The organism is Cupriavidus basilensis OR16 (assembly GCF_000243095.1).
Lineage (GTDB): Bacteria > Pseudomonadota > Gammaproteobacteria > Burkholderiales > Burkholderiaceae > Cupriavidus > Cupriavidus basilensis_D.
In genome coordinates this window covers 1-11,802 of the sequence record NZ_AHJE01000088.1, presented here as the reverse complement: position 1 = coordinate 11,802, position 11,802 = coordinate 1, and the positions used below count along the sequence as shown (strand labels likewise).

Sequence of the window (11,802 nt, the reverse complement as noted above, 5' to 3'; positions counted from 1 at the left end):
TAAACCCGGGGCGGTTCACAGGACTTGTTCGGTAGGACTATTGACGTTGCTCTGGAGAAGGGGCTGCGGGAGATAAGAAACCTGCTTGGGACCCGAGGTGGTAGAGGGGAGAGTGGGCCTATTCTTAGGAATATCGAAGGCAGCAATGGAAACAAATACCATCTTCAGCCGGGTGGTGTTCCGCAAATCGCACGACCGATACTTTCCGCCCCGACAGTGGATGGCGACGTCTTCGATGTAGATATTGCTCTTGGTGATGAAAGGCAACTGGGATGGGCGCTGGCTCAACTGCGGGAGAGGTATCCCTCCCATTCGATTGTACCGAGTGAGTTGACCGGGAAAGGGGAGGAGATGACGGAGGTGGCTCTGTCGTCAGCGTTTGATAGCGTTAGGAATTTTGTGTTGCAAGGAAGGGAAAGCATGCAGCCATGTGCGATGGGCTACGACTGACGAGAACTTCTCGGTACCGAGTATTGGAGAGTTCGATCACTTCGTCGGTGTCTATTCAACGGGCGGCTGCGTTGATGGTATCGTTCAGTTTTTTGGAAGCATTCCATTTCTGATTCGTTTGTCTGATAGCTTTGCTGGCGAAGAATTTCGGCTAGCATACTTGGTCGACCCCACTCGGGAGGGGAATCCGGCAGAGATACGGAACCCACATTTTGATGCACACGTTCTGCCGCCATTTGGCTCCGGCGCGGAGGTGCCAGATGCGTCTGCGCGTAAGGCATATCAAGCTCGCTTCCTTGGCCTGCTTTCTCGCCACTATGCGCGGGCTGATGGGCTTCACATCAGGGCGATAGTTGAGCAAGCGCTGTCCCCCTACGAAGGGGAAGTTGCACCGCAGGAAGTATTGGATGAGCTTCAGATGAAACTGCGCGCTTTTTTCTATCACAAGCTGGGGCTCCCCCAGCCCGCTAACGACTAAAAGAGCGCAACCAAAGGCAGAGTTGGGTGGTCTAGCTGAGCTACCCCAGGCGGTCCAGTAGCTTCCTCGGGTCGAGATGGGTGTACCGCTTGAGCATTTGCATGGTCTGGTGTCCGGAGATGGTTGCCACCTCCACCATGCCGAAGCCCTTTTCAAATAGCCGCGAGACAGCTTCGTGCCGGAGGTCATGGAATCGTAGGCCTTCAATGCCGCAGGCGTTACAGGCCGCGCTGAAGCGATGGGAAATGGTGTCAGGCTTTAGTCCTAGAACGCGCTCCTTCTTCCTCTCAAGTGATTCCAGCACGGCCATAGCACGCCGGGAGAGCGGGACCGTGCGTGACGTTGAGTTCTTCGTATCTGCGAGGTATGCGGTGCGGTCCTTCAGATCAACAACAGACCACAAGAGGCCCGCCAGCTCGCTCCTGCGCATGGCCGTCTCCACTGCCAACTCCACAGCAGCGGCTAGGGCTTTGTCACCGTTTTCCTTGCAATGCTGAAGCAGCCGTTCCAACTCCCCACCTCTCAGTCTGCGGTCTCGGCCCTTTGGTAGCTTTGGCATACGCATGGTCTTTACGGGATTGACCAGATAGTCCAAGCCCCAGTCCGTCCTAGCTACGGTGTACAGGTGTGAGATGATAGCCAGCTCCAGCCGGATGGTATTTCCGCCTCTCCCGGCCTTCAGCCGCGCCTGCTTGTGTCGTGCGAGGTCTACGCCGCGAATCTCGCTCAGCGGCCGAGCGGCCAGCGGATGCGCGCGCCACACCCTGATTAGCTTGCGCTCGTGGTATGCGCTCTTTTTCTCCGACGAGACTTCCTCAGCATACTTTGCCAGCGCATCGCCCAAAGTCAGCGACCGGGAGGCGTGTATCTTCGGCTCCTTGCGTACAGCCAGCAATTGCTCAGACAGCTCAGCAGCCCACGCCTTTGCGTCGCTTTCGCTATCAAACATTCTGGAATAGTCGGGATGCGGCTTGATACGGACAATGGCCTGGAAACGTCCGCCGCTGCGCTTTCGAACCGTGGGCATGGCACTCCTCCTGCGTGACAGAAGGTGTGACCGTAACAAGCCGTGACGGGGCCGACCGTTGATCACTTCAGCCTAACTTGGCGGCCAACTTCGACGCATCGAGGTGGGTGTAACGTTGGAGCATCTTCAGGTTCTTGTGCCCGGAGATGGCCGCGACCTCCATGACGTTCAGCCCCTTCTCAAAGAACCGGCTGATTGCCTCATGACGTAGATCATGGAAGCGGATGCCCTCCAGCCCGCACTGCTCACGTACCTGCTGAAAGGCATACTTCATAGCGTGCTGGGTCAGCTTGAACACTCTGCCCCTGTGTGGAGGGGGGCACCACGTCAGCGCCTCCAGCGCCTTGGAGGAGAGAGGCACACGCCTCCGCGTTCCGTTCTTGGTCATTGGGAGCAAGGCCGTCCGTTTTTCCACGTCGATGTTTTCCCACCGAAGCGAAGCAATCTCCCCCTGCCGCATTCCCGTTTCGATGGCAAGGATGATGGCCGGGGCTATTTCCCTGTTGAAGTCAATGGCTGCGGCTATCAGCTTGCCGTCATCTCCCTCAGTGAGCCTAACTTCCCGAGGCAGCGGCAGGGCGGGGCGACGGAATCCATGAACGGGATTCTCGGCAAGGCCAACGTTCCATTCTGCTATTGCCACCACGTACACGGCTGAGATCACATCCAGTTCCCTCCTAAGAGATGCGGGGGCCACCTCCTGTAGCCTACGGTCCCGCCATGTTGCTAAGTGATGCTTGCCAAGAGAGGCCGCGCCCAATGAGCAAAGCTTCGCCTCGGCCCGCAGCAGCCGTTGCAGAACTCTCCTCTCCCAATCCCCATTGCGGCGGCTGGGGGCAACACGCTTAACGTACATTTTGAATAGGTCACCCACCGTGACCCCACTGGCCGGGGTGGACTCTGCCGCCGCCCAAGCTTCTGCCTCCTCGCGCGTTCTGAATGTCTTCGACCGTACCGGCTGGCCTGTCGCCCTAACCTTGACCTGCCACGATTCCCCACGCTGCACGATAGTTGCCATGTCCCAATCCTTCTGTAAGTGGTTGATTTACATCAGGAATGTGACTGGTCTCGCACGACCGCGTGTTCGTGAGTGGCCTGGCCACGCGTGTGATTGAAGTGCGCAACGACGGCACGCTGACCGATTACCTTGGTACGTACGACGAGTATCTGGAGTCGCAGGGCATCGACGGCTAAGCAGCAAGTGCCGGTCGGGCAAACGAGAAGGGCCGCCATGCGCGGCCCTTCTCGTTTTGTAGCAGGGATCCGTTGCGGCCGCTCAGGCCGACGCATGCCCGTCGCCGCGCACCATCCGGTCGAGCTGGTCGATGATGGCGCCGGCGGTGATCTCGCCTTTGGCCTTGTGCAAGGCCGCGTAGAGCGGAGCGCGCAGCGCCGCCAGTTCGGCCGGGCTGGCGGCCTTTTCCACCTTGACCTGCAGCAGGTAGCCGCGCAGGCCGAGATGATGGCCGATGACATCCGTATAGAAGTGGTAGAGCTGCTGGTATGTGCCATCGGCGGGCGGCGTGGAGGCTTGCGCCGGCAAGGCCTCGTCCAGTACCTGCACGCTGGCGCCACGCATGGCGTACATGGAGAAGAGGCTGTCGGCCTTGCCGTCGCCACTGGCGCTAATGCTAACGCTGGCCGCGGCGGCTGGCACTGCCGGGCTGCCAGCCGGTGCCGCAGCCTCCGCGCGGATCAGGCCGGCTTCCAGCAGGGTTTCGATGCTCTGCGGCCCAACGCCCATGCCGCCGGTCTGGGCCAGCAGTTCGCTGCGCCGGCGCTCTCCATTGACGATCAGCAGCAGGGCGCGCAATTTATGGTCCAGCTTGCGCGCGCGTGTGCGGATTTCGTCCTGGCCTTGCTCGGTCTTGTGAAAAACCGGGTCGGTCATGTCTCGCTCCATTGTTTTAGGCCGGGCAGCGCCGCGCGGTGGCCCGCATCGGGCGCCAGGCGGCTCGCCGGCCGATTATCGCCACGTTGTTTGGGGCGCTGGCGCGCTGCAAAAAAACGAGCCGCCAAAGCGCACTACAATGTGGTGCACCATAAAAGTAACAAAATTTGCACCCGCCTATTCACCCAACTGAAAACTGTGGCCATGCAACAACGAGACAAACTCTTTATCAACGGTAAGTGGATTGCCCCGCACGGTACCGGCCTGATCAACGTCATCCATTCCACGACCGAAGCCGTCATGGGCCGCATCCCTGAGGGCCATGCGCGCGACGCCGAGGATGCCATCCAGGCAGCGCGGGCGGCCTTCGACAGCTGGTCGGCCACGCCGCCCAGCGTGCGCGCGGACTATATCCGCAAGATCGCGGAGGGCCTGAAGGCGCGCAGCGAGGAACTGGCGCAACTGATCGCAGGCGAAGTCGGCATGCCGATCAAGATGGCGCGCGCCATCCAGGTGGGCGGCCCGGTCTACAACTGGGCGCAGGCCGCCAAGCTGCTCGAGACCTTCGTGTTCGAGGAAGAAGTCGGCAATTCCCTGGTGGTTCGGGAGCCGGTGGGCGTGGTCGCGGCCATTACGCCGTGGAACTACCCGCTCAACCAGATCACGCTGAAGGTGGCGCCGGCGCTGGCCGCGGGCTGCACGGTGGTGCTCAAGCCGTCGGAAGTGGCGCCGCTCAATGCCTTCGTGCTGGCCGAAGTGATCGAAGCCGCCGGGCTGCCGCCGGGCGTGTTCAACCTGGTCACCGGCTACGGTCCGGTGGTGGGCGAGGTACTGGCCAGCCATCCGGAGGTCGACATGGTGTCGTTCACGGGTTCCACGCGCGCCGGCAAGCGCGTGTCCGAGCTGGGCGCGCAGAGCGTCAAGCGCGTGGCGCTGGAGCTGGGCGGCAAGTCCGCCTCGGTGATCCTGGACGACGCGGACCTGGCTGCCGCGGTCAAGGGCACCGTTGGCGCCTGTTTCCTCAACTCCGGGCAGACCTGCTCGGCGCATACCCGCATGCTGGTGCCGCGCGCGCGCTATGACGAGGTCAAGGCCATCGCCAGGAAGGTGGTGGAGGGCTATACCGTGGGCGACCCGTTGCTGGAAACCAGCCGCCTTGGCCCGCTCATCTCCGCCGCGCAGAAGGACCGCGTGACCGGCTACATCCAGCGCGGCATCAACGAGGGCGCTGAGCTGGTTGCGGGCGGCCCCGAGGCGCCCGAAGGGTTGGACAAGGGCTTCTTTGTCAAGCCGACGGTGCTGGGCAATGTCGATCCCAAGGCCACGGTGGCGCAAGAAGAGATCTTCGGCCCGGTGCTGTCGATCATCTGCTACGACACCGAGGAAGATGCCGTGCGCATCGCCAACGACAGCATCTACGGGCTGGGCGGCGGCGTGTGGTCGGGCGACGAGGCGCGCGCCATCCGCGTGGCGCGCCGAATCCGCACCGGTCAGGTCGACATCAATGGTGGCCCGTTCAACATGCAGGCGCCGTTTGGCGGCTACAAGCAGTCCGGCAACGGGCGCGAGGCCGGCAAGTACGGGCTTGAGGAATTCCTCGAGTACAAGTCGCTGCAGATGAAGAAGCCGGCTGCCTGAGGCCGGCCGCTGGCGAGGGCGGGCGCGTCTACCGATGCGCACCCGCCTCCGCGCGAGGAACGATGCCCGGCTGGTCCGGGCATTTTTCATGGGTGGGTTTGCCGGATTGATTCACGTTGGCGGCATGCATGATTCGGCGATAATGCCGGAGTGCCATTGGCCTGCGGCCTGCAAGCGGGCCTGCGGACGGGGCAAGAGACACGGGACCAAAAACATAAATAAAAACGCGGGCACGACATGCCACGCGGGGAGAGGGATCGATGCGTTGGTTGAAACGGCTGACCTGGCTGGTATTGACGCTGGCGGTGCTGCTGCTGGTCGGGGCATTCGGCGCTTATGTCTGGTATCGCCAGGCATCGCAGCCGCAGACCGCAGGTACGCTGAAGCTGCCCGGCCTGCGCGAGAGCGTATCGATCGTGCGGGACCGCCATGCCGTGCCGCATATCAAGGCGGCTAATGCGCAGGACGCTTATTTTGCGCTCGGTTTCGTCCACGCCCAGGATCGGCTGTGGCAATTGCAGATGAACAAGCGCATCGTGTCCGGCCGCCTGGCGGAAATCCTGGGGCCGAGCGCGCTGGATACCGACCGCTTCCTGCGTACCCTGGGCGTGCGGCGCAACGCCGAGGCGATCCTGGCCCAATCTTCCACCGAGACCCGGGCCGCGCTGCGGGCCTACGCCGATGGCGTGAATGCCTATATCGATGGCCGCACGGGGCCGTTGCCACCGGAGTTCCTGATCCTGCGGACCCGGCCCGAGCACTGGGAGCCGGCCGACACGCTGGCCTGGCAGACCATGATGGCGTGGGACCTGGGCGGCAACTGGACCCAGGAGACGCTGCGCATGCGGCTGGCGCAGGTGCTGCCCGTGTCGCGCATCAACGAGCTGCTTGCGCCGTATCCCGGCGAACGGCCGCTGCGCACCATGGACTATGGCAGCCTCTACCGGCACCTGGCGCCGCTGGCCACGGCCATGGCGCGCGTCGAGCAGCAGGCGCCGGCGGGTTACGTGGAGGGCATGGGCTCGAACAACTGGGTGGTGTCGGGCGCCCATACCCGATCGGGCAAGCCGCTGCTGGCCAATGATCCACACCTCGGGTTGCAGGCACCGGCGCTGTGGTACTTCGCCCAGATGCAGGCTCCCGGGCTGGATGTCACGGGCGCCACGCTGCCCGGCATGCCCACGGTGGTGCTCGGGCATAACCAGCGCATCGCCTGGGGCTTCACCAATACCGCGCCGGACGTGCAGGATCTCTATATCGAGCGTTTGCAGCCTGGCAGCACGCAGCGCTACCAGACGCCCGACGGCTGGGCCGAGTTCGTCACCCGCACGGAGACCATCCACGTCAAGGGCGCGCCCGACGTGACGCTGAACGTGCGCGAGACGCGCCACGGCCCGGTGATTTCGGATGTGGCCGAGCCGGTGGCGAGCGCTGCGGCTCCGCTCGGGGCGCAGTATGTGGTGGCCTTCCAGTGGACCGCGCTGCGCGCCGACGACCGGACCGCGCAGGCCGGGCTGGCGCTGAACCGCGCCACCGACTGGCCTGGCTTCCTGGCGGCGCTGCGCGATTTCCACTCGCCGCAGCAGAACATCGTCTACGCCGACGTGGACGGCAACATTGGCTTCATCGCGCCGGGACGGGTGCCGCTGCGCCGCGCCGACAATGACCTGAAGGGGTTGGCGCCGGCCCCCGGCTGGGATGCGCGCTACGACTGGTCCGGCTTCATCCCGTTCGAGCAGTTGCCGCGCAGCTTCAATCCGCCCGAGGGCGTGATCGCCACCGCCAACCAGAAGATCGTCGAGGACGACTACCCGTATTTCCTTAGCAGCGAGTGGACCGTGCCGTATCGCTACCAGCGCATCCGCACGCTGATCGACGCCACCGAGCGGCACACCATGGACAGCTTTGGCGCGATCCAGAAAGACACGCTCTCGCTGGCCGTGCGCGATGCCTTGCCGCTGCTGCTAGCATCGCCCTTCGCCAGCGACACGGCGCTGCCGGCACGCGAGCGCGCGCTGATCGAGTCGCTGCGCAAATGGGATGGCGATATGCAGGCCGGGCTGTCCGAGCCGCTGGTGGCAACCGCGTGGCTGCGCGCACTCTCGCGTGTGTTGTTCGAGGACAAGGTGGGTGCCGCGCTGTTCAACCGCCTGTGGGAGCAGCGTAACGTGCAGCAGCCCATGCTCAACGTGTTGCGCAATCCGCAGGGGCAGGGCGCGTTCTGGTGCGACGACAGCACGACTCCCGCGCAAGAGCGCTGTGACGATGCCGTCGCCAGAGCCTGGCGCCTCGCCATTGCCGACCTGGACCAGCGCTATGGCGACAAGCCCGAACGCTGGCACTGGGGCAAAGCGCACGCGGCCCGCTCCGAGCACAAGCCATTTGGCAAGCAGCCCTACCTGGCGGGTTTGTTCAACGTCAAGGTGCCCAGCGGCGGCGACACCTATACGGTCAACGTAGGGCGCCATAACCTGCGCGATGAAGCGGCGCCATTCGAGAGCGTGCACGCGGCCAGCCTGCGCGCCATCTACGACCTGTCGGACCTGGCCGAGTCCCGCTTCATGGATTCGACCGGGCAATCGGGCAACGTGATGTCGACCCATTACCGCGACTGGACCGACAAGTGGGCCGCGGTGCACTACATCACCATGGCGCCAGGCCGCCGCGCGCCGGGCAATGAAGCCTTCGATACGCTGGTGCTGCAACCGGCCGGCCGCGCGCGATGAAGGCCGGCCACATCGTCGGGCTCGGCAAGCCCGTGGCCGGGGGTGCCACCCGTATCGACAGCGTGCTGCTGGGCGTGGTGCGCCCCTTCGGGCCCAAGGGCGTGCCCAGCGGCATCGACAAGCAAGCACTGGATACAGCGGTACGCGTCACCATGCTGGGTTTGGCCGGAGACGGGCAGGGAGACCCCAAGCACCATGGCGGCCCGGAAAAGGCCATCCACCACTATGCCTTCGATCACTATCCGGCCTGGCGCCAAGAACTGTCGGCGCTATCGGCGCAGGCCGCCGAGGTGCTCGCGCGGCCCGGTGCGTTTGGCGAGAACGTGAGCACGGCGGGCCTGACCGAGGCCGATATCTGCATCGGCGATCGTTTTCGGCTCGGCGGGGCATTGGTGGAGGTGTCGCAGGCACGCCAGCCCTGCTGGAAGCTGAACCATCGCTTCGGGCACGCCGGCATGGCACGCGCGGTCCAGCAGAGCTTGCGCACGGGCTGGTACTACCGGGTGCTGGAAGAGGGGGCGCTGATGCGGGGCGACAATCTCGTGCTGGTTGCGCGTCCGTGTCCGGACTGGAGCCTGCAGCGGCTGTTGCACGTACTCTACGTGGATCGGCTGGATGTGGGCGCGCTGGCCGCCATGGCGGCGTTGCCGGCACTGGCCGAGAACTGGCGCAAGCTGGCGCGCCAGCGGCTGGAGCGGCGCGAGGTGGAGGATATGGAGCGGCGGCTGGCGGGTGGGTGAGCATTACCGGCCGCGGCTGGCCGGGCCAATCAGCCCTGGCGGAAGCGCTTGCCCGTGCCCTCACGGGTGATGCGTTCCCACACCACCTGCTTTTGCGCATCGTCCATGAAGACCCAGTTGCTGACCTCCATCGCACTACGGCCGCAGCCCTGGCAAATCTCGTCAAACAAGGTCGAGCAGATGCCGATGCACGGGCTGTCCGGGCGGTCGAACAGGCCTTCGTCGCCGCGTGGGGTGCTGGGCTGTGACTCCGGCTGCCCACTGGCTGGCTGGGCGGATTGGCTGGGGTCTTGCGGGTTTGACGGCATGCGGCTGGTAGGGGGCGGATGGGCGCTCATTATAAACGGCTGGCTCGCCGGTCTTGGCTGCCAACCGATTACGCCAGAGGTAATTGAGCGTCGCCGCTGGCACGCTTAGGCTGGCGGTATCGCGATCCTCCCGATCTTCCCGATCGATCCGCCATCTCAAGCAGGAGTCCAAGATGCTGTCCCTGATTCCCGCCTTGTCCAGCGCCGCTAGCAACGCCGCAAGCAACGCAGCCACAGCGCCCGTCGACCCGCGCGTCCGCCAGACCGTCGAGCAGGTGCTGATGGGCTCGCCCGTGGCCCGCGCCCTTGGCATCGCGCTGGATGTGCTGGCGGTAGACCAGGTGGAATTGCTGCTGCCCTTCAGTGCCGCCAACGTGACGGTCGGCGAGATCGTGCACGGCGGCGTGATCGCCACCTTGATCGACGTGGCGGGCGCGGCAGCCGCGGCTTCGGGTGCCGATGCCGACAACCTGCGTGGAGGCGCCACCAGTTCGCTGAACATCCAGTATCTCGAAGCCGCCCGCGCGACGACCCTGCGCGCCGTCGCCAACGTGGTGAGGCGAGGGCGCCGTCAGGTGGTGACCGAGGTCTCGGTCTACGCGGAAAGCGCGGACCAGGTCGAACTGGTCGCCAAGGCCTTGATGAGCAGCGCCTTGTTCTGAGGGCTGGCTGGATGCCTGACGGACTCCCGCCGTGTCAGCCTGGCTCCCCCTGGACGATGTGCCGCGGCTCGGCATCGAGTTGCCGTGCCAGCTCATCCACCGCCCGCCGGATCGGCTGGCCGCTCTTGGCCACCTTGGCGAGCGTCAATGCGCCCTGCCAGCCGCAGATCACGAGGCCGGCGAGCTCGGTTGCGCGTGCCTGTGGGATCCCGCGCACCGCAAAGGCATTGGCCAGTACGGCTTCCCACGCGGCAAACGCCGCGTTGCCGGCCGCCGCTACGCCCTCGGCTTCCGGGGCGATCTCCAGCAGGATGGTCGAGATCGGGCAGCCGTCACGGTAGTCCGACTGCGCCATCCAGCCGGCCATCAGGACGCCATAGGCACGCACGATCGCCCCTGGCGAGTCGTGTTCGGCGCATAGCTGCGCGAGCGTCGTGCGCACCAATTCGCCGGCATACACGATGACTTCCTCGGCGATCTGCTCCTTACCTCGCGGAAAATAATGGTAGAGCGAGCCCTTGGGCGCGCCGCTCAGCGCAACGATGTCGTTGGTGCCGCTGGCGGCATAGCCGTAGCGGCGAAAGAGCACGGCGGCGGAACGGACGATCTTGTCGCGGTGCTTGGCTTGTGCGGCCATTTGATCTGGTCCTCGGTCGTTGGAGGGGTTGATATCCCCATCGAATTATATAGACTGGTCTACATTAAGAATAGTGGTGGGGCAATCGCAGCCTCGCCGATACGACCAGGAGACATCTCGATGACCAGCACCACGGCCGGCCATGCCGCGCCTTCCCGGATATTCCAACCGGCTTCACGCCGCATTTCCGCCACAGTCCGCTGACGGACCCCTGGGAGCCGTTGTACTCGAAACGCTCGGACCAGGCCATCGTGCTGGCCGTGAAACTAGCCCAGGCGCACACCAATGCGCGCGGCTTCGCCCATGGCGGGCTGATCTCGGCCCTGGCGGACAACGCCATGGGCCTGTCGTGCGCCATGCAGTTCACCGAGGCACGCGGCCTGGTGACGGTGAACCTGTCGATCGACTTCCTCAGCGTGGCAAGGATAGGGCAGTGGCTGCTCTTTGAAACGTCATTCACCAAGGTCGGCGGCACCTTGTGCTTCGCCCAGGCCTTTGTCACCGCCGACGGTGTGGCCTGCGCCAGGGCCAACGCGACCTTCCGCGCCACGCAGTGAATTTTTCCTCGAATCTCAACCAGGCAGGGTAACGCAATGACAGCGAACACGATCAGCACCAACTTGACCGGCGGCAGCGCTTATTCACTGGACGTGGTCCAGCGTGCCAACCAGACCGCCGCATTCAACCGGTGGCTGGGCTTCGAGGTGGTCCGGGCGCAGGGCGGGGAGGCCGAGTTGCGCATGCCCTGGCATGACGAGGCCACGCAGTACGCCGGGTTCCTTCACGCCGGCGTGATCGGCGCGCTGGTCGATACCGCCTGCGGCTTCGCGGCCACCACGGTGGCGGGGCCGGTGATGGCGTCTCACTACTCGGTCAATTGCATGGCGCCTGCCGTGGGGCAGGGCTTTGTGGCCCGGGCGACCGTGACCAAGGCAGGCAAGCGGCAGGTGTTTGCGCGGGCGGAAGTGTTCGCTGAGCTCGACGGCGGCGAACTCAGGCTGGTGGCTTCGGGCGAGGTCATTCTTGTGCCCGTCGAGCGCAGGGCGCCAAGGCGGGTAAGCCACGCGATTGAAGCCATAAAAGCAATTAACCGCCAGGCATTTGGCGCGTACGGCAAAACCGGTGCCGTCTCGTGCGGCTCCGTAGTTTGCCCTGCAAGCGGCTTCGGCAGGCCTGTGCAAGCCGCCAAGATGCGGGGTGAGGCTTGATTGGAAGAGTGACAGTCCGATCGCTGCGCGACCGGAC

General features: G+C 64.5%; 13 protein-coding genes. 8 read left to right on the top strand and 5 right to left on the bottom strand.

Annotation, left to right across the window (positions count from 1 at the left end):
* Nucleotides 1-430: 430 nt before the first annotated feature.
* Nucleotides 431-928: a hypothetical protein gene (locus OR16_RS43730; protein ID WP_141639932.1), complete on the top strand. Its 498-nt coding sequence runs from the start codon at nucleotides 431-433 to the stop codon at nucleotides 926-928.
* Nucleotides 929-968: 40 nt separating this feature from the next.
* Here the strand turns inward: OR16_RS43730 and OR16_RS28360 are convergent, their stop codons facing one another.
* Nucleotides 969-1,955: a site-specific integrase gene (locus OR16_RS28360; RefSeq protein ID WP_006161914.1), complete on the bottom strand. Its 987-nt coding sequence runs from the start codon at nucleotides 1,953-1,955 to the stop codon at nucleotides 969-971.
* A 67-nt stretch (nucleotides 1,956-2,022) separates the two neighbouring features.
* On the bottom strand, nucleotides 2,023-2,973 hold the full coding sequence (locus tag OR16_RS28355) for a site-specific integrase (RefSeq protein ID WP_006161913.1): 951 nt from the start codon (nucleotides 2,971-2,973) through the stop codon (nucleotides 2,023-2,025).
* A 68-nt stretch (nucleotides 2,974-3,041) separates the two neighbouring features.
* Between OR16_RS28355 and OR16_RS28350 the strand changes: the two genes are divergently transcribed.
* Complete coding sequence (locus tag OR16_RS28350) at nucleotides 3,042-3,149, top strand: ABC transporter ATPase (RefSeq protein WP_141639931.1); 108 nt, start codon at nucleotides 3,042-3,044, stop codon at nucleotides 3,147-3,149.
* 82 nt (nucleotides 3,150-3,231) lie between these two features.
* Here OR16_RS28350 and OR16_RS28345 read toward each other — a convergent pair whose 3' ends face one another.
* Nucleotides 3,232-3,846: a hypothetical protein gene (locus OR16_RS28345; RefSeq protein WP_006161910.1), complete on the bottom strand. Its 615-nt coding sequence runs from the start codon at nucleotides 3,844-3,846 to the stop codon at nucleotides 3,232-3,234.
* A gap of 204 nt (nucleotides 3,847-4,050) precedes the next feature.
* Here OR16_RS28345 and OR16_RS28340 point away from each other — a divergent pair, with 204 nt between their 5' ends.
* From OR16_RS28340 to OR16_RS28330, 3 genes are all read left to right on the top strand, one after another.
* Complete coding sequence (locus OR16_RS28340; protein WP_006161906.1) at nucleotides 4,051-5,484, top strand: aldehyde dehydrogenase family protein; 1,434 nt, start codon at nucleotides 4,051-4,053, stop codon at nucleotides 5,482-5,484.
* Between the two features lie 260 nt (nucleotides 5,485-5,744).
* Nucleotides 5,745-8,210, top strand: a complete 2,466-nt coding sequence (locus OR16_RS28335) for a penicillin acylase family protein (RefSeq protein WP_006161904.1) — start codon at nucleotides 5,745-5,747, stop codon at nucleotides 8,208-8,210.
* Nucleotides 8,207-8,950: an MOSC domain-containing protein gene (locus OR16_RS28330; protein ID WP_006161902.1), complete on the top strand. Its 744-nt coding sequence runs from the start codon at nucleotides 8,207-8,209 to the stop codon at nucleotides 8,948-8,950. Before OR16_RS28335 ends, OR16_RS28330 begins: the two co-directional genes overlap by 4 nt.
* Before the next feature lie 29 nt (nucleotides 8,951-8,979).
* On the opposite strand, the gene OR16_RS28325 is transcribed toward OR16_RS28330, so the two are convergent.
* Nucleotides 8,980-9,165, bottom strand: coding sequence for a DUF1289 domain-containing protein (locus OR16_RS28325; protein WP_043421498.1), 186 nt, complete (start codon nucleotides 9,163-9,165; stop codon nucleotides 8,980-8,982).
* 266 nt (nucleotides 9,166-9,431) lie between these two features.
* Between OR16_RS28325 and OR16_RS28320 the strand changes: the two genes are divergently transcribed.
* Nucleotides 9,432-9,920 (top strand): PaaI family thioesterase, encoded by a 489-nt coding sequence (locus OR16_RS28320; RefSeq protein WP_006161900.1) that lies wholly within the window; start codon nucleotides 9,432-9,434, stop codon nucleotides 9,918-9,920.
* Between the two features lie 34 nt (nucleotides 9,921-9,954).
* On the opposite strand, the gene OR16_RS28315 is transcribed toward OR16_RS28320, so the two are convergent.
* Nucleotides 9,955-10,557: a TetR/AcrR family transcriptional regulator gene (locus tag OR16_RS28315; protein ID WP_006161898.1), complete on the bottom strand. Its 603-nt coding sequence runs from the start codon at nucleotides 10,555-10,557 to the stop codon at nucleotides 9,955-9,957.
* A 221-nt stretch (nucleotides 10,558-10,778) separates the two neighbouring features.
* Here OR16_RS28315 and OR16_RS28310 point away from each other — a divergent pair, with 221 nt between their 5' ends.
* Nucleotides 10,779-11,114, top strand: coding sequence for a PaaI family thioesterase (locus tag OR16_RS28310; RefSeq protein WP_006161897.1), 336 nt, complete (start codon nucleotides 10,779-10,781; stop codon nucleotides 11,112-11,114).
* A gap of 36 nt (nucleotides 11,115-11,150) precedes the next feature.
* Complete coding sequence (locus tag OR16_RS28305) at nucleotides 11,151-11,765, top strand: PaaI family thioesterase (RefSeq protein ID WP_006161895.1); 615 nt, start codon at nucleotides 11,151-11,153, stop codon at nucleotides 11,763-11,765.
* Nucleotides 11,766-11,802 lie beyond the last annotated feature (37 nt).